Consider the following 17,557-nt stretch of genomic DNA (forward strand, 5'->3'; position numbering starts at 1 on the left):
CAATTTTGGTAAAAAACCGCGACTGATTTTAAATGCCAGCCGCGGTTTTTAAAATTTTAATCAGTTTAGACTAATTAGTCCTTAACCTGCTTGATCGTGTCAATAATCGTTCCATCACGGTATTCAACCAGTGCCACCGTCCGATCAGTAAACTGCAGTGGTTCTGGCTTGCCAACCTTGGATTCAGCCAGCTTTTGCAGATCATGAATATCGTAGACTGGCAGACCAGGAACATTGCTCAGGGCATCCTGCAGGTCCTTGCGACGAGGGTTGATGGCAATCCCGTATTCAGTAACCAGTACGTCAACGGATTCGCCTGGCGTAACTACCGTCGTTACATCTGGAACAACCGTAGCAATCCGACCACGAACCAATGGAGCCGAAATAATCGTCAGCTTAGAGGTAGCAGCATCCTGGTGACCACCAATCGCCCCACGAATCACGCCATCAGAACCCGTCATAACGTTAACGTTGAAGTTGGTGTCGATTTCCAGAGCAGATAAAATGGCAACGTCAAGCTGGTCAACCATGGCCCCCTTGTTGTCAGGATCAGCATACCAGGAAGCATCAATTTCTTGTTGGTTTTGGTTGTTCTTCATGGAAGCAGCCGCACCCTTGTCAAAGTCTTGAACGTCCATTACCTTCTTGACCAGGCCTTCTTCAAGCAGCTTAACCGTTGGCGAGGTAATCCCACCCAGAGCAAATGAAGCCGTGATGCCGGCATCGATCATGGATTGACGCAGGAACCGCGTAACGGCCAGGGCTGCACCACCAGAACCAGTTTGGAAGGAGAAGCCATCCTTGAAGTATGGTGAGTTGACGATCACGTCGTTTACCATTGAGGCGATCTTCAATTCCTTAGGGTCCTTAGTGAAACGAGTAGCTCCAGAACCGATCTTGTCAGGGTCACCCACCTTGTCAACCTTAACAACGTAGTCAACCTGCGTCTGCTTGATTGAAGCTGGCGTGTTAGGGTAGTCGACAATGTTGTCAGTCAGCAAGACGACCTTGTCAGCATATTGAGCATCCATCAAAGCATAGCCCAATGAGCCAAAGACGGCATCACCATTCATCCCATTAGCGTTACCCAGCGCATCTGAGTTTGGTACCCCAAGAAAGGCAACGTCGATCTTGATGTTGCCGTTTTCGATTGAACGCGCCCGGTTACCGTGCGAACGGAAGATAACAGGGTTCTTTAAGCCACCATGAGATACAAAGTCGCCCAAAGAGCCACGCATCCCTGAACTGGTAATGTTGGTAATCGTACCGGCCTTGATGGCTTCAATCACCTTGTCATTCATGACACCAGTCAACGAGGATGGTGCCAGCGTCAGGTCCTTGATCCCCAGCTTCAAGATGATGTCCATTACTTGATTGAAGACAAAGTCACCGTTACGGAAGTGGTGGTGGAAAGAAATCGTCATGCCGTCTTTAACGGTCTTTTTAACAACGTCTTCCAGTGATTCAACAACCTTATCGTCACCAGTCGTTACAGTAACCTTAGGCGCAACCCGTTGAACCTCGGGATGGCCGATTTCGGTAGTTTCAAATGGCTTGTAGTCGAGCTGCTTCATCAGATCTTCTGGCAGTTCGCGATTTACATTATTTTTCAATGTAGTTTCCCTCCTCGTCAATCAGGTTGGATGCCTTAGCCAGGCGCATCACCCGTTCAGCACGCAGCACAACTGGACGGTCGACCATTTGACCGTTCATGGAAATAACGCCAGAACCCTTGAGTTTGGCTTCCTTGATGGCATTTTCAACGTTCTTGGCGTTTTCGATTTCCTTCTTGGTTGGTTCGTAAACCTTGTTAACCATTGGAATTTGACGTGGGTTAACCAACGACTTGCCGTCAAAGCCAAGCTGGTGAATGTATTCAGTTTCACGGTAGAAGCCTTCCGTGTCGTTCATGTTGGTGAAGACCGTGTCAAAGGCAGCTACACCAGCCGCCCGGGCAGCATGCAGAACCATGTTGCGGGCAAATTCAAGTTCGGCACCATCTGGGTAGCGGTGCGTCTTCATGTCAGTCGTGTAGTCTTCGGCAGACAGCGCAATTCCCATCATTCGATCAGATGCCGAAGCGATTTGGTAGGCGTTGATAACCCCCTTGGCGCTTTCAATGGCAGCCATCAACATCGTTGAGCCTTCTTCACGGCCAAATTCTTTTTCGGCAGCCGTGATGTCAGCATCCAGCTTCTTAACCATTTCGGCATCTTCAGCTTTTGGCAGCCGGACAACGTCGATCCCAGCCTTAACCATGGCCCGAACGTCATTAGCATAGTATGGCGTGTCTTGACCATTGACCCGGACAACCAGTTCCGCGTCGCCATAGTCCTGCGTTTGCAAAGCTTCGTAAACCAGGTCACGAGCAGCATCTTTTTCAGCCATTGAAACGGCATCTTCCAAGTCGAACATGATGGAGTCGGCACCATAGATACCAGCATCCTTAACCATTGCTGGGTTGTTGCCAGGTACGAACATCATCGTCCGGCGCAAGCGTTCTTTAATTTCAGCCATGCTTACAATACCTCCCATGCAGGTTCATCAGTCGTCTTGGCAGCACGTTGCGCAGCGGCAATCGTGCGGGCCTTGATTACACAATCCAAGGCACCCTTGTCAACGGCCTTAACCTTAGCGTTTTGAATTCCCATTGCCGTCAGCGTTTCAGTGATGACCTTCTTGATCTGGGTGCCAAACTGCTTGGCAACGTCTGATTCCAAATCAATCGCAATGCCATCCGTACCCTTGGACAGCATGATTTGAATATCAGATGATTCCAAGGTACCAGCTACTGCGGTTTCCTTAATTTCCATTGATGTTCATTCCTTCCTTGATCCGCTCTTGAAGTATCGCAACATGGTCTTCAACGAACTTCTGCGTCGTTGCTGGGACGAGCCCCACGATGGCATCGAGATTGTCATCCTTGATGCATTTGCGTACCTCGGTCGCGGTAATATAATTTCCATTAGTTGCCGTCTTGCGCTCAATAATCTTTAACGCAACTTTAGGCGGCAGTTCCTGCTGCAAAACTTGATTATAGATTCCAGTCGTCCGTGATAACGGCTCGCTGCCAACATAACGCGTCTTTATATTGAGTGCCGGTGCGATCGTATCGCGAAAGACGCGGGCATCTAAGGTTGTCTGGTAGCGAATCGTCTGGTCGGCTGATTCCAAAAAGTAGGCTGGGAAAGTGGCATAACTGACCATATAATCGCCACCGTCAACGACAATAACGTTTTTTAGATCAGCCGTCCCCGCTTTTACCAGTTCGAATCGTTCACTGGTCTTAAACAGCGACAGATCCGTATTGACTACAAAGACATAGACCAGATCGTTTTCTTTAGCTGCCTGCTCGACCAAGTAGCGATGACCATTGGTAAAGGGGTTGGCATTCATAACGATGCCCGCTACTTTTTTAGTCGCTTGTCCGTCCACACGCGGAACAGCGGCTAAATAATCATCAACGTTCGGGTCGCCGGTTTCCAAAAAGGCGGCAACATCCGAATGAGCCAGTTCCTTAAAGCCGAGGTGCTGAAAGCTTGCGGAATATCTGGCCTTGGTAAAGACAAACAAATGAAAGCGATGTTCTTGAAAGAGTCGATTCGTCAAGGCACTGACAATAGCATTGAACCTGGCTCCCGGCACGGCTTCTTTGTTGCAGACGCCAATGTATTTCAAGACATTGCCGGCAGCTGATCCCGTACCAACCAACTGGCCTTGTTCATCAAGCAGTCCCAGAGTAAAATCGATCTTGTCGACCTCAGCATCCGAAAAGTTATGAATTCCCAACGATTCCAAAAACTGCTGCCATTTCTGCCGGGTAGCTCGATCACTCAGATGCAGATCAACAATGTGATTTTCCATAGGACGACTCCTTTTTATTTTGATTGACTGGCATAATCAACAACCGCTTTTGCTACGGTTGGGACGACGCGCTCATCAAAGACGCTGGGAACGATATTTTCAGCAGTCGGTTCCGCAACTACGCTGGCCAGCGCCTGAGCAACCGCTTTTTGCAGATCCATGTCAACCTTTTTCAAGCCGCTAGCCAATAAGCCTTTGAACAGTCCGGGAAAAGCCAGAATGTTATTGACCTGATTAGGGTATTGGCTGGATCCAGTAGCAATTACGGCTGCTCCGGCTTCCTTAGCTTTTTCAGGCGCGATTTCCTGATGCGGATTTGCCAGAGCAAAGATGATTGGCTGCTCATTCATCTGCTTGACGTCATGACGATTGATGACATTACCGGTTGACAGTCCGATAAAGGCATCCTGTCCCTTGATGGCATCATGAATATTTTGATTTTCCATATTTTGCGGCGTTCCCAGCTTAGCGGCAAACACACGCTGATAATCATTGGCACGGTAATCCTCACTGGTAATAACGCCGTGAACGTCAACCAGCGTTAAGTGCTTGATGCCGGCCGCATACAGCAGGCGCGCCGTTGCCAGTCCAGAGGCACCAACGCCATTGATCACGACGCGCAGATCCGTCAGCTTTTTGCCAACGACCTTGGCAGCGTTGATCAAACCAGCTAAAACCACAATGGCACTGCCTTCTTGATCGTCATGATAGACTGGTATGTCCAGCTCTTCGCTCAGGGCATTTTCAATTTCAAAACAGCGTGGTGCGGCAATGTCTTCAAGATGAATGCCAGCAAACGATAGCGAGATGTTTTTGATCGTCTTGATGATTTCTTTTGGGCTGACCTGATCAACTGCCAGCGGAATGGCGTTGATATTGGCCAGATCCTTGTACAGCAAGGCTTTCCCTTCAATAACCGGCAGACCGGCAGCCGGGCCGACGTTACCCAGTCCCAGTACGGCCGTCCCATCAGTAATCAAGGCAACCAGCTTGCCGCTGACCGTAAACTTGTCTTTGAGTTCCGGCTTTTCGGCAATCATTCTCGATAAGACCGCAACTCCGGGCGTATAAGCCTTTTGCAGGTCTGCTCGGTCCTCAATGTCAAAATCAGATTTAATGTCCAACATCCCGGTATGGGCTTGATGCAAGCGAAGAATAGCATCTTCTTCTGAAGTCATCTAATCATCCCTTCAGGTTATCAAATTCTCAAACTCATCTAAATTTCAAATCTCTCGTTGATAATTTTACACTCTCTTTTTAACTTTTTCAAACAGTTATAATATTTTTTCAAAATTAAAAAAGTTTGATATTATTAAAAGGGACTTATATCGATTTTTAGAAAGAAGGCTCATTTGTATGAATGACATCACTCAACAAGGTCAACTGGCTGATATTGCCCGCGACTATTATCTCAGCCAGCTGACCATCACCCAACTGTCGGAAAAATACCAATTAAGCCGTTATCTGATTACCAAGGCTTTAAATGAGGCACGCGCGGCTGGCATCGTTAGAATCACCATCAATTCACCAATCGATCGCAACACTGAATTAGAGACTCGTTTTGCGGAGCTCTTTCCGCATACCAGCACGATGATCATCAAAGACGCCGCCACGACCAACGCTGATATCGAAAATATCATCGACTTTGCCGCGGCGGAGATTCAGCGCCATATTAAAGGCAGCGAAATCGTTGGCGTCAGCTGGGGCGGAACGCTGATGAACATCATCAATCGTTTCCAAACCGACGTCCGTGATGACCTGATCTTTACCCAGTTTATGGGCGACAATCTCAAGTACAGCTCAGCAATCGGTGCAACGCCATTGGTTCAGCGCGCTGCTGCCAAGTATGGATCCAGTTACCTGACCATTCCAGCTCCACTTTACATTCTCAACGACACCGTCAGAGAACAGCTTAAAAATGAACTAGCCATGGCTAACGTCTTTGAACAGTGCGGTAAGATGGACATGCTTTTTACCGGTATTGGCACGATTGACTCAGTCAACAGCATTCGGGTCTGGCATCAAAGTCTTAACGAAATTTTCGAAAACGTTGATCGTCAAGAAATCGTCGGTATGCTTTACGGTCGCCCCTACAACATTGATGGTCAGATTCTAACGCCAAAGAGCGACAAACTATTTGGTGCCTCCGTAGCCGCACTTTTAGAGGTACCTTGCCGGATTGGCGTCGTTAAAAGCAAGTTTAAGGCCCGCGCCATGCTGGGAGCCTTACGCGGCAGTCTCTTAACCGACATTATTACCAATGAGGCCGTAGCCAACCGAGTCCTGCTGGAATTGGACAACAACTGATCTTTATGCGTCGTCTGCTGTAGGCGACGTTTTTTTTATGACTGAACGCTCATCGCAAAACGATCTAAAATCTGGTTGAATGCAGCTGGCTGTTCTGCCATTACGGCATGACCGGCATTGGCAACAACCTGTGTCTGCGCTTTTTCATTTAGGATCTGAATGGCCTGCAGAAAATCAGGATTAAAGTATGGCGACTTTTCACCAGCAACCGCCAAAAATGGTACCGGCATCAAAGCAACGATATCGCGCCAGTCCTGGAAGGCATGGTCAATCGCAAAATTAAAATTGGCGCTTTGGTCATACGGATGCAGGGTATTGGCCTGACGAACGGCATTAACCGTAGCCTCGTCAATCTTGACGGCAGTAGCGCGGCCAAGCGGCATTTTCAGTGCTGCCGGGAATTCATCCCAGGTCAGGTCCTTAAAGCCATAATGCCACGTCTCGTCATTAATCATCTTAGGGCTTTGGTCAATATCAATCAGGCCATCCAACTGACCACGGCCAAACAATGAGACATAGCCAAACATCGTCGAAGCGCCCATTGAATGCCCCACTGCTAAGCAATGCTCAATCGACAGACTCTGCAGCAATTCATAAACATCGATTGCATGCCGCGAGATGCGCGCACCCTTAAAAGTATGTTCAGAGGCGCCTTGATTGCGTGCATCAAAAGTAACCACCCGATAGCCGTTTTGCAGCAAAAATTCCTTGGTCGGCCGCCAGATTTCCTTGCACATTCCCAATCCACTGACCAATATAACCGGATAGCCAGTTCCTTCATCCTCATAATCCAGACGTACGTGATCTGATGTAATAAATTTCATAATCTTTCCTTTCGATGCAAAAAAAGCGACCCCAACCGGATCGCTTTTTTGCATGTCTACCACATGCCGATAACTTTCATCCAAAGTGGCGCTACCGTCAAGAAGACTACCAGATACAGCAGCCCCAAGACAAAGCTCATGCGCCACCATTCACCCTGCTTAACATAACCGGAACTTGCCAAAATAGAAGCTGGACCGTTGGCATAGTGAGTAGTCGAAGCCATGATTGCCGAACAGAATGCCAACAGCATTGCCGCAAGCATAGCTGGAGCACCGGCTGAGATTGCCACACCAACAAATGGTGCGTACAAAGCCGTAACATGCGCCGTGGCACTAGCAAACAGATAGTGAGCGTAGAAATAGATGATCATCAGAATTGCCAGCACTGCAACCCAGTTCATACCGTGCAGACCGCTAGCAATCGATTTCGACAGCCACTTGATCAGACCCATTTCAGAAAGCTCGCCTGCCATGAAGACCAGAATTGAAAGCCAAATCAAAACGTTCCAGGCACCTGTTTCACTCAGCAGATCCTTAGTAGTCAACACCCCAAAGATCAGCAGCAGTGAGATTGCCAAGAAAGCAACGAATGAAGCTTCAATGCCCAAGGTGTTGGACATCATCCACAAAACGATCGTTAAGATGAAGACGCCTGCCATGATCTTTTCAGAAACTTTCATTGGTCCCATTTCGCGCAGGCTCTTGTCAGCCCATTCACGAGCATTTGGCGTTTCTTTGATCTCAGGCGGATACATCTTGTAGATCACGAATGGCACCAGGATAAACAGCAGCAAACAAGGTACGACACTAGCCGTAAACCAACCCAGCCAGGTAATGTGAATCTTCATCGTCTTAGCCAAGGCAACGATAACCAGGTTAGGTGCCAGGGCCGTCATAAACATAGCCGAAGTGATGATGTTGCTGTTAAATTCAGAGAACGTCAGGAACGCCCCGATTTTTTTGCGTGAATCGTCATTTGGTTCGGAACCAAACGTCTTGGCCAAGGATTCAACCAGTGGGTAAACGATCCCACCGGCACGGGCCGTGTTGGAAGGCGTAGCTGGCGCCGTGATCAGATCGATTCCCCCAACGGCATAAGCCAGACCAAGCGTCTTTTTACCAAAGGCTTTGATCAGATACAGGGCAATCCGGTGACCCAGACCAGTCTTAATGATCCCCCGTGCCAACATAAAGGCCATGGCAATCAGCCAGGAAGAAGAATTGCTGAAGGCCGTCAATGCATCGTCCATTGGTACCAGCTTGGTCAGTACCATGACAGTAAAGCCGATCAGCGTTACGGCAGCAATTGGCAGCGGCTGCGTAATGCAGGCGGCAATTGTCGCAATAAAGATCGCCATCATATGCCAGGCAGCGACTGAAACGCCAGCTGGTCGAACCGGAGCCGTGAACCAGATCAGCAGCCCGATAATTAATGGGGCAATAAAGCCCTTATACTTAACTTTTGCTAAACCCATTGTGATATTTCCTCCAAAAAAGTTGTCTCAAAATCTTAATCTAAAGCTCAACGCCATCCAAGACTTCTTTCATCTTGGCGGCAGAATACTGCATTGCCGCTACCTCGCGTTTTGAAAGCGGCGTTTCAATAACATAACGAATTCCAGTCCGGTTAACGGAAGCCGGTGTCCCTAAGTACAGATCATTGATGCCATACTGACCATTCAAAGGCGCCGATAATGGCAAAACGATTGAACGATTGAAGATGATGGCCTCGCAAATCAAAGACAGACAGCGGGCAACGCCATAATAGGTCGCACCCTTGGAACGAATAATCGCGCCACCTTTTTTCTTGACCCCAGACTGCATCTCTTCAAGCTCTTCATCGCTGACATCAGCAAACTCTTTTAAAGGCTTGCCGGCAATCGTCGCTTCATCAAAGTTGGCAAACGACGTATCACCATGCTCGCCTAATACGTCAACGCTGATTTCGCGTACAGGCACATGACAGCGTTTGGCAAGCGCTACTCGCAGTCTGGCCGTATCAAGCGAGGTCCCCGTACCGATAACCCGGTTCTTTGGAAAACCAGAGATCCGCTGCGTCAGCGTCGTCAAAATATCAACTGGGTTGGAAGCAACGACAAAGATTCCCTTAAAGCCGCTGTTAACGATTGGGTCGATGATCGTCTTTAAAATGCCAACGTTTTTGTTGACCAGGTCTAAACGACTCTCGCCGGGCTTGCGCGGAATACCCGCCGTGATGACTACAACGTCGGTATCGGCTGCATCTTCATACTTGCCAGCACGAACCACCGTCGTCCCATCGAACATGGCCAGGTCTTCCAGATCCATTGCATCGCCGGCCGCTTTTTGCGTCTTACGATCAACAATGATCAATTCATCTAAACTAACGTGTTGCAGTAAATCGTTGGCAAAAGCAGAACCAACTGCACCATCGCCAACCAGCATAACTTTTGACATATCTGATTTTCCTCTCTACTCGACTGAAAAAGCACTTACAGCACTATTTTCAAAATTTTCCAACAAATTTTAGTATTGTACACGCTTCTTGTGATAATTTCAACAAAATAATGGCTAAGAATACGACAGAGCAGCGTCCTACCAACCCTGTCGCATATTAATTTATTCAGACCCGCGTACGCTACTCAAAGCAGAAAATTAATGTTCGCGAGCATAAACCGTTACTTGTTGACCAGCCTGACGACCAAAGATGATCGTTTCAGCGATTGAGTTACCACCGACCCGGTTGTTGCCGTGCAGGCCGCCAGAAACCTCACCAGCTGCATACAGGCCAGGAATAACGTCACCATTGCCATCAAGTACCTGCGTCTTGGTATTGATGTGAATTCCACCCATCGTGTAGTGAATGGCAGGTGCGATATGAATGGCAAAGTAGCCTGGCTTGGACAGATCGCGATCCATCCCCGTCGTCCGGCCAAATTCCTTGTCGTTGCCAGCTTTGACAGCCTGGTTCCAAGTTTCAACCGTGTTCTTCAAGACAGCTGGATCCATCTTCAGGTTCTTAGCCAGATCCTCAATCGTGTCGCCATGAACGACCAGACCAACCTTGTCGTAGAACTCAATGGCCTTGGCATGATCGCGCACGCCTTGGTCAAAGATCAGATAGGCGCTGTGTTCCGGCAGAGCGGTAATCGTTTCTGAGACGATCTTACGCGTATTCAGCTCGTTGACGAAACGTTTGCCTTGGAAGTTAACCAGGATTGCCCCTTCACCACGAACGGCCTCACCAATCAGGTAGACATGTGGATTGTCTTGTTGAACGGTTGGGTGAACCTGAACGAAATTCATCTGCGTCAGCTGAGCGCCCACCTCTTCAGCCAGCTTCAAGCCGTCACCGGTTGCACCTGGCTGATTAGTCGTCTTGTAGTCGGCCAGATCTGGACGGTAGCGCTTGATGTATTCCTTGGAGGCCCCAAAGCCACCAGTTGCCAGTAAGACGGCCTTGGCATTGATCTGCTTGGTTTGACCATCAACACTGGCAACTACGCCGGCAACTGCGCCTTGATCGTTTTTGACCAGCTTTTCGACCTTAACCTTGTTGAAGACCGGAATCTTCTCTTGAGCCGCTACATCCAACAGGCTCTTAACCAGGAATCCACCAATTGGCGCCATGGAAGCTGGGCGGTGCGTCCGTTTTTTAGACATCCCGCCAGTAATCGTAACGTCTTCCAGCTTGATGCCATGATCAGCCAGCCAGTCGATTGCCAGTGGCGAGTGAACGACGAAGAATCCCAGCATATCCTTATCATTGAGCTTGCCACCGTCTTTGTAGGTTTCCCGGTAGAAGTCATTGATGTTGTCAATAATGCCATGCTTGAGCTGAACGTTGGTCTCGGCGGCGTTCATCCCAGAAGATGCTCGGTTGGTATTACCGCCAAGCTGTTCTTCTTTTTCCAGTACGGCTACGTTCATTCCCAGTTCATGGGCTTGAATTGCAGCTGCCAGACCAGTACCGCCAGAACCAACGATTACCGCATCATAGCTGTCTGCCAGTTGACTGACTGGCGTGGTTTGAAATTGTGCCATTTTGCAGCTCCTTTGTTTAGTCTTCGTAGTCATGACGATCAGCGTTGGTCATCTTCAGCGGATCCATCCATTCGTCATATTGTTCTTCAGTAACCTTGCCAGACTTCAAGGCAGCTTCCTTCAGCGTGCTGCCGGCCTTGTCAGCGGCTTGAGCAATCTTGGCACTGTCATGGTAGCCAATGTGTGGAGAAAGTGCCGTCACCGTCATCAGCGAGTTGTCCAGCAGTTCCTTCATCCGCTTTTCGTTAACCGTTAAGCCATGAATCATCTTGTCGGCAAAGCCCATCGTCGTACCCGTCAGCAGGTCGGCAGATTCCAAGAATGCATCGATCATAACCGGCTTGAAGACGTTCATTTCAAAGTTGCCTTGTGAGGAGGCAGTTGAAACGACCACATCATTGCCAAAGACCCGCAGAGCAGCCATCGTAACGGCTTCAGCTTGAGTTGGGTTAACCTTGCCGGGCATGATTGAAGAGCCTGGTTCGTTGGCAGGAATGTGCAGTTCGCCATAGCCAGCCCGTGGACCAGAAGCCAGGAACCGGATGTCTTGGGCAATCTTGAACATGTCAGCTGCCAGCGTCTTCAAGGCCCCGTGAACCACGTTAAGACCAGAGTGGTGCGACAGGCCGTAGAACTTGTTGCTCTTGGCAGTCAGCTTCAGACCATATGCCTGGCTGAGCTTTTCAGCGATCTTTTCAGGCATGCCTTCAGCGGCGTTCAGACCAGTACCAACAGCCGTACCACCAATTGCCAGTTCTTCCAGCGTTGGTTCGAGCTGTTCAATGTACTTCAGGTCATGTTCAAGCGCAGCCACATAGCCAGAGACTTCTTGGCCAAAAGTCAATGGAACGGCATCCTGCAGGTGGGTCCGGCCAACCTTAACCGTTTCCCAGTACTTGTCCTGCTTGATCTTCAGTTCGTCAATCAGGTGCTGTACGGCTGGCTTCAGCTTATCCAAAGCTTCCAAGGCTACGACGTTCATTGCCGTTGGGAACGTGTCGTTTGAGCTTTGACCCTTGTTGACGTCATCGTTAGGCAGGATCTCTACGTCAGGGTTGATCTGCATAGCCTTGTGAGCAACGACTTCATTAGTATTCATATTGGTCTGCGTACCAGAACCGGTTTGGTAGACCTTCAATGGGAAGTCCTTGCGCAGATCTTCATCGCTTAAGGCAAGCAGTTCGTCAACGGCTTTAACGATCAGGCTGCCCTTTTCTTCTGAAATAGCATTGGTTTCCATGTTGGCTTGAGCAGCTGCCTTTTTAATGTTCAGCAGTGCACGAATGATGGCGATTGGCATGTATTGGCCAGTTGGGAAGTTGTGACGGCTCCGTTCAGTTTGAGGGCCCCACAAAGCATCGGCAGGGATTTGAACTGGACCTAGAGTATCTTCTTCAGTACGAAATTCTGGCATATTAAAACCTCCAATTGAATTCAACATGCGATATAAACAAAGTGATGTAAGCGTTGTTGCTTTTTTACGATTCCAACTTTACTCTGCATAATTAGATATAGTCAAAACAAATAGAGCTTATAAGAATTCCTTATAATCCCCCATTAAAATGCCTTTCCTAAGCTGTTTTAATCTTTTTGAAACTTTTGCACAATCTTTAATTAATTTCAAAAAAGCTAAAAATTTTTCGCTTGATTGATCAATTAGGCATTTTTTATTTAAAAGTCAATCAGCAGCAATAAAAAATACCGCTAATCAGCTCAAGCAAGCTGTTAGCAGTATCGTATTTATATTATTCTTCAGTAATTTCAACCGTCGTCATTACAACGTCTTCTTTCGGCTTGTCAGCAGCATCACGAGCAACCCGGCTGATCTCATCAACCACGTCCATGCCGCTGACTACCTGGCCAAAGACGGTGTGGTGCCCATCAAGCCATGGCGTGCCACCATTCTTTTCGTAATTGGCGATGACTTCGGCTGGCCAGCCCAGCTGCTTCATTTGACCAATCATATTGCCAGGTACCTGTGTAGCACTGACAATAAAGAATTGGCTGCCGTTGGTATTAGGACCAGCATTGGCCATTGACAGCGCGCCATTGAAGTTAAAAAGCTCCCGGCTGAATTCATCTTCAAACGGTGCGCCGAAGCTGCTTTGCCCGCCAGCTCCAGTCCCGGTTGGATCACCGCCTTGAATCATGAATTCGGGAATCACCCGATGGAACGTTACCCCATCATAGTAGCCCTGCTTGGCCAGCGTAATGAAGTTCTCAACCGTCTTGGGTGCCTGATCTGGGAACAGCTGAATGGTTACGTCACCATGATTGGTCTTGATGGTTGCTTTAGGTCCCTTGGCATCTGCCAGGTTCAATTGTGGATAGGTCATGTTTTCCTCCTGCTAATATAGAAAATCAATTTATATCTAATTCTATCATTATTTTGGATTAACACGATCTTATATTGATCAACGTTTTTATCACGATGAAAAATTTTGAGACAACAGCTGGTCTGCTTGACATCTATTGATATGCCGTACGCTCCGCAGAAATCGGAAACGAAAAAACAGCTCCGGCAGCCAAGCTCCATTAACCTCAACGATAATTTCAACAGCAGCTGGATTCCCAAAACCATTTTGCAAACTAGAAGTTCAAGTCCATTGACGCAGCAGTAGTCAACCAACATCAACCAAACATAATTAAAACCGCCGATATTTTATCGTTAGGATCAAAATGACAGCTTACTGGCTTATCGCGACTGTCAGACGACCAACTTCGTGAAAGAATTGGATCTTTGAACTGCTGATCATACTGAGCTTACCTACTTTATCTTGTTTTTTCACCCATAATAGGCAGCTGTATATTCGACCAATCCAACTTTACCTACTTTTGACAGTTTTTCTTCAAATCGTAGGTAACAATGTATATTCTAGGGTTGATTGGGTCAGACCAACTTTGTGAATTACCTACGATTAGGGGATTTTTAGTTAATAGTAGGTAATGTTAAGCTCCCCTAACTTGATATACATTAATTTTTACCTACTATGCATCGCTTTTTCACCAATAGTAGGTAATCGTCTTTGATCATCTAAAACCATGCAGGAATTTTTGTATAATGCCACCACTATCGTTTGATGACGACTTTTACAACTGACGGACGAGCGCTTCTTGATGAAGATCAGATGCTTGACTGACTACGCGACTCCGAATTATCTGCCTTGCTTAGATTCTTAGCCGTGACCAGGATTATGCCACCAGACATTCTGGATCGCCGCGATGCTGATCCCAATTGCCAAAGCTGCCAAGCAAATCAAAAACCGCCCGATTCCCAGTCATCGAGCGGTTTTAGCATTAATGCAAAGATGTTTAGTCGTTATTTGGCAACTTCAATCAGCTTTTCACCGTGCTTGATCTCGCCTTCTGCAACGTGTTGAACCTTGGCGTAGCTGGCCGTATTGGTTACAACGACCATTACCGTAGTATCGTAGCCAGCCGCTTCAACAGCCTTGAGGTCAACCGTCCCCAGCTTGTCACCGCGCTTAACGGTTTGGCCTTGCTCAACTGCACTGGTGAAGTGTTCGCCTTTCAGATTAACCGTGTCCAAACCAACGTGGATCAAAATTTCGGCCCCATCATCAGACGTAATGCCATATGCATGCTTAGTAGCATAAGCAACGGTAATCTTACCATCAACCGGTGAGTAGATGGTGCCATCGCTTGGTACGACAGCCGCGCCATCACCCATCATCTTTTGGGAGAAGACCTCATCTTTAACCTTGGACAGATCTTCTACCTTGCCATCAACTGGGCTCAGCACTTCTTCACTCTTAACGGCACCAGCAGGCTCAGCAGCCGTTGCCTCAGCCTGAACCTCAACTGCCTTGGCTTCAGCATCAGCCTCAGCTTCGGTAACTGGATCGATCAGGTTGCGGTGGGCCTTGCCATAGAAGAACGTGACACAGAATGCAATGGCAAAACTGATCAGCTCACAAAGGACGTAAAGCGGAATCGACTTGGCATTGATCGAAAGGAAGCCAATGAAACCAGCCGAGCCAAGCGATACGGCAATAACGTGGAACATACCGGCCAATGCACTGGCAACACATGAGCCAATCAAAGCACAGAAGAATGGGAACTTCAATTTCAGGTTAACCCCGAAGATTGCCGGTTCAGTAATCCCCAGCAGTGCTGAAACAGCGGCTGAGCTGGAAAGACCCTTCATCTTCTTGTTCTTGGTCAGGAAGTAGACCGCCGTCGTCGCAGCCCCTTGCGCAACGTTAGCCATGGAAGCAACGACAAAGATGAAGTCACCGTAGCCAGTTCCCGACTTAAAGGCCGAGATTAATTGCGTTTCGATGGCTGGGAAGCTTTGGTGCAAACCCGTCAAAACGATTGGTGAGTAGAAGGCACCAAAGATACCAGTTCCGACCCAGCCAAGCGTGTTGTAGATCCAAACAATCGCAGCCGTGATCCAGTCGGAAAGATCCCGCATAACCGGACCCACAATGGTAAACGTCAGAAAACCAGTCAACAGAATCGACAGCAGCGGCGTAAACGTGAAGTCAACCGCGCTTGGCAGCTTCTTGTGGAACCATTTTTCAAAGATCGACAACAGCCAAACTGCAGCCAATGCCGGAATAACCTGGCCCGTGTAAGGCTGCATTGAAACGTGCAGTCCAAAGACGTTCCAGAAGTGACCCGCCTGCAGCAGCGGTGAGGTCATCATCATACCGACAACCGCGCCCAAAAATGGGTTGGCACCAAACCGCTTGGCACCAGAAATCCCAACCAGAATTGGCAGGAACGTAAACGGCGCTGCCGACATTACGTTGACCATTGACTCAATGCCCTTGAGCGAAGGGTACATCTGAATGACTGACTTTGGCCCAAACAGACCAGGTGAAGCCAGCACGTTGTCCAAAGCCATCAAAAGACCGCCGGCAACCAAGGCTGGAATCAACGGTACGAAGATGTCAGACAGCAGCTTGATGAATGCCATCACCGGATTCGTCTTTTGGTTCTTAGCCGCAACCTGTTTCAGGTCATCGGTTGACATTTCCTTTAAACCGGTAATCTTAACCATTTCATCATAGACATTGTTGACGTCACCAGGGCCAATGATGATCTGGTATTGACCGTTCGTTTCAAACGTCCCTTTGATGTCGGCATCGCTATCCAACATTTTTTGATTGATCTTGGAATCATCCTTGACCACCAAACGAAGCCGCGTGGCACAGTGCGCAGCAGCCACGATGTTATCTTTGCCCACCGCTTTGACAACGGTTTGGGCGACTCGTTTATGATCCATAATTGCTCTCCCCAGATAAATAATTGCATTGCTAACCAAATAAAAATAAATGTTAAAAACATCTGTAAGCGCTTTTACTGTTATTTATCATACCTGCTTTTCGCAAAATGTCAATCGTTTAACAATTATTTTTACCAACAAAATGACAATGGGTTGACACATAATCCCGTTTTAAAGGCATTTTAACCGTCTGGTGGAATTTAAAAAATTTTTAACTTATTCGCGTGTCCCGACTCTTAAGACGCAGGCACCGTCAATATCGCCCTGCTTAACCCGCCGCAATGCCTCATCAGCTTTGGCCAGCGGATATTCGGCAACGCTGGGATGAATATCCAGACGATCAGCCAGCGTCAAAAACTCTTCACCGTCACGCCGCGTATTGCTCTCAACACTGGTCAGTACTTTTTCATGAAAGAGATGATCCTGGTAGGCCATTTGCGGCACGTCGCTCATATGAATACCTGCCAAAGCCAGCGTTCCCCCAGGTACCAGATTCTCCAGCGCCTGGGGAATCATCTGGCCGGCTGGTGCAAACATGATTGCCGAATCAAGCGGTACCGGCGTTTGATCATAAGCACCCTGCGCGGAGGCACATCCCAGCTGACGAGCAAACTGCTGCGCGTCTTTCCCCCTTGTAAAGACATGAACCTCAATTCCCTGCTTAATCGCAATCTGCGCCGTGATGTGCGCTGAACCGCCGAAGCCGTACAGACCCAAGCGACCGCCTGCCGGAACGTTGGCACGCAGATAGGCTCGATAGCCGATGATCCCGGCACAGAGCAGCGGGGCCGCCGTCAAGTCATCGAAACGCGCGGGGATTCGATAGGCAAATCCTTCTGGTACCGTAACGTACTCTGCATAGCCGCCATCGTGATCCCAGCCTGTGTAGCATGAATGGGGGCAAAGATTTTCGCGACCCGAGCGACAGAAGCGGCAGACTCCGCACGCATGCCGAAACCAGGGAATCCCGATCCGCTCGCCAAGCTTAAAGCGCTGTGTATCTTCGCCAAACGCCACAACCTGCCCCACGATCTCATGACCAGGCGTGACATTGGGCTGATGAACCGGCAGATCACCTTCGCTGACGTGCAGATCAGTATGACAGACGCCACAGGCCAGCACCTTAACCAGAACCTCGCCTCGTTTTGGCTTCGGCACTGGCTTTAAGACAAATTGAAGCGGTGATTGTTCGCCATCGATTGGTCCCGGCTTGACAACCGCCCAGGCATGCATCATTTCAGGAATTGATTCTTTTTTCTCCATATTGCCACCTCGCTTGCTAAAA

Annotated in this window: 14 protein-coding genes; 1 reads left to right on the forward strand and 13 read right to left on the reverse strand. The window is 48.5% G+C overall.

Features of this window, described 5'->3' with window-relative positions; all coding sequences use genetic code 11:
* Positions 1 to 74 precede the first annotated feature (74 nt).
* The 5 genes from citF to H0G69_RS09040 are packed head-to-tail and all read right to left on the reverse strand — an operon-like array spanning position 75 to position 5,042.
* A complete protein-coding gene (citF, locus tag H0G69_RS09020; RefSeq protein ID WP_006500678.1) occupies positions 75 to 1,613 on the reverse strand; it encodes a citrate lyase subunit alpha in 1,539 nt (512 codons plus the stop codon).
* Positions 1,603 to 2,517: a citrate (pro-3S)-lyase subunit beta gene (citE, locus tag H0G69_RS09025; protein WP_006500679.1), complete on the reverse strand. Its 915-nt coding sequence runs from the start codon at positions 2,515 to 2,517 to the stop codon at positions 1,603 to 1,605. Before citE ends, citF begins: the two co-directional genes overlap by 11 nt.
* 2 nt (positions 2,518 to 2,519) lie before the next feature.
* Positions 2,520 to 2,813, reverse strand: coding sequence for a citrate lyase acyl carrier protein (gene citD, locus H0G69_RS09030; RefSeq protein ID WP_006500680.1), 294 nt, complete (start codon positions 2,811 to 2,813; stop codon positions 2,520 to 2,522).
* Complete coding sequence (citC, locus tag H0G69_RS09035; protein WP_180304742.1) at positions 2,803 to 3,864, reverse strand: [citrate (pro-3S)-lyase] ligase; 1,062 nt, start codon at positions 3,862 to 3,864, stop codon at positions 2,803 to 2,805. Before citC ends, citD begins: the two co-directional genes overlap by 11 nt.
* Positions 3,865 to 3,878: 14 nt before the next feature.
* Positions 3,879 to 5,042 (reverse strand): NAD(P)-dependent malic enzyme, encoded by a 1,164-nt coding sequence (locus tag H0G69_RS09040; RefSeq protein ID WP_180304743.1) that lies wholly within the window; start codon positions 5,040 to 5,042, stop codon positions 3,879 to 3,881.
* 178 nt (positions 5,043 to 5,220) lie between these two features.
* Here H0G69_RS09040 and H0G69_RS09045 point away from each other — a divergent pair, with 178 nt between their 5' ends.
* Positions 5,221 to 6,171, forward strand: a complete 951-nt coding sequence (locus H0G69_RS09045) for a sugar-binding transcriptional regulator (protein ID WP_180304744.1) — start codon at positions 5,221 to 5,223, stop codon at positions 6,169 to 6,171.
* Positions 6,172 to 6,206: 35 nt separating this feature from the next.
* Here the strand turns inward: H0G69_RS09045 and H0G69_RS09050 are convergent, their stop codons facing one another.
* The 8 genes from H0G69_RS09050 to H0G69_RS09085 all read right to left on the reverse strand — a co-directional run bounded on the left by H0G69_RS09050 (position 6,207) and on the right by H0G69_RS09085 (position 17,535).
* Entirely contained in the window at positions 6,207 to 6,995 is a 789-nt protein-coding gene (locus H0G69_RS09050; protein ID WP_180304745.1) for an alpha/beta fold hydrolase, read from the reverse strand.
* Between the two features lie 56 nt (positions 6,996 to 7,051).
* Positions 7,052 to 8,470: a DASS family sodium-coupled anion symporter gene (locus H0G69_RS09055; protein WP_180304746.1), complete on the reverse strand. Its 1,419-nt coding sequence runs from the start codon at positions 8,468 to 8,470 to the stop codon at positions 7,052 to 7,054.
* A gap of 40 nt (positions 8,471 to 8,510) precedes the next feature.
* A complete protein-coding gene (locus tag H0G69_RS09060) occupies positions 8,511 to 9,431 on the reverse strand; it encodes an L-lactate dehydrogenase (protein WP_180304747.1) in 921 nt (306 codons plus the stop codon).
* Between the two features lie 198 nt (positions 9,432 to 9,629).
* Positions 9,630 to 11,018 carry a flavocytochrome c gene (locus H0G69_RS09065; RefSeq protein WP_180304748.1) on the reverse strand — a complete coding sequence of 463 codons (1,389 nt, stop codon included), beginning with the start codon at positions 11,016 to 11,018 and terminating at the stop codon, positions 9,630 to 9,632.
* Between the two features lie 16 nt (positions 11,019 to 11,034).
* Positions 11,035 to 12,432, reverse strand: coding sequence for a class II fumarate hydratase (locus H0G69_RS09070; protein ID WP_056967594.1), 1,398 nt, complete (start codon positions 12,430 to 12,432; stop codon positions 11,035 to 11,037).
* 331 nt (positions 12,433 to 12,763) lie between these two features.
* Positions 12,764 to 13,354: a peptidylprolyl isomerase gene (locus H0G69_RS09075; protein ID WP_034540716.1), complete on the reverse strand. Its 591-nt coding sequence runs from the start codon at positions 13,352 to 13,354 to the stop codon at positions 12,764 to 12,766.
* A 983-nt stretch (positions 13,355 to 14,337) separates the two neighbouring features.
* Complete coding sequence (locus H0G69_RS09080; protein ID WP_180304749.1) at positions 14,338 to 16,272, reverse strand: sucrose-specific PTS transporter subunit IIBC; 1,935 nt, start codon at positions 16,270 to 16,272, stop codon at positions 14,338 to 14,340.
* Positions 16,273 to 16,488: 216 nt separating this feature from the next.
* The gene (locus tag H0G69_RS09085; protein WP_180304750.1) at positions 16,489 to 17,535 is read right to left on the reverse strand and encodes a zinc-dependent alcohol dehydrogenase family protein; all 1,047 of its coding nucleotides are present in this window, start codon (positions 17,533 to 17,535) and stop codon (positions 16,489 to 16,491) included.
* Between the last annotated feature and the right edge of the window lie 22 nt (positions 17,536 to 17,557).

Origin of the sequence: Limosilactobacillus mucosae, assembly GCF_013423865.1 — a bacterium.
GTDB classification, from domain to species: Bacteria; Bacillota; Bacilli; order Lactobacillales; family Lactobacillaceae; genus Limosilactobacillus; species Limosilactobacillus mucosae.

What these genes read in the sequence shown, in the direction of transcription:
- citC (WP_180304742.1), bottom strand. Translation starts at nt 3,864, where the DNA reads ATGGAAAATCACATTGTTGATCTGCATCTGAGTGATCGAGCTACCCGG.
- citE (WP_006500679.1), bottom strand. Translation starts at nt 2,517, where the DNA reads ATGGCTGAAATTAAAGAACGCTTGCGCCGGACGATGATGTTCGTACCT.
- H0G69_RS09040 (WP_180304743.1), bottom strand. Translation starts at nt 5,042, where the DNA reads ATGACTTCAGAAGAAGATGCTATTCTTCGCTTGCATCAAGCCCATACC.
- H0G69_RS09060 (WP_180304747.1), bottom strand. Translation starts at nt 9,431, where the DNA reads ATGTCAAAAGTTATGCTGGTTGGCGATGGTGCAGTTGGTTCTGCTTTT.
- H0G69_RS09070 (WP_056967594.1), bottom strand. Translation starts at nt 12,432, where the DNA reads ATGCCAGAATTTCGTACTGAAGAAGATACTCTAGGTCCAGTTCAAATC.
- H0G69_RS09080 (WP_180304749.1), bottom strand. Translation starts at nt 16,272, where the DNA reads ATGGATCATAAACGAGTCGCCCAAACCGTTGTCAAAGCGGTGGGCAAA.
- H0G69_RS09075 (WP_034540716.1), bottom strand. Translation starts at nt 13,354, where the DNA reads ATGACCTATCCACAATTGAACCTGGCAGATGCCAAGGGACCTAAAGCA.
- H0G69_RS09085 (WP_180304750.1), bottom strand. Translation starts at nt 17,535, where the DNA reads ATGGAGAAAAAAGAATCAATTCCTGAAATGATGCATGCCTGGGCGGTT.
- citD (WP_006500680.1), bottom strand. Translation starts at nt 2,813, where the DNA reads ATGGAAATTAAGGAAACCGCAGTAGCTGGTACCTTGGAATCATCTGAT.
- H0G69_RS09055 (WP_180304746.1), bottom strand. Translation starts at nt 8,470, where the DNA reads ATGGGTTTAGCAAAAGTTAAGTATAAGGGCTTTATTGCCCCATTAATT.
- H0G69_RS09050 (WP_180304745.1), bottom strand. Translation starts at nt 6,995, where the DNA reads ATGAAATTTATTACATCAGATCACGTACGTCTGGATTATGAGGATGAA.
- H0G69_RS09065 (WP_180304748.1), bottom strand. Translation starts at nt 11,018, where the DNA reads ATGGCACAATTTCAAACCACGCCAGTCAGTCAACTGGCAGACAGCTAT.
- H0G69_RS09045 (WP_180304744.1), top strand. Translation starts at nt 5,221, where the DNA reads ATGAATGACATCACTCAACAAGGTCAACTGGCTGATATTGCCCGCGAC.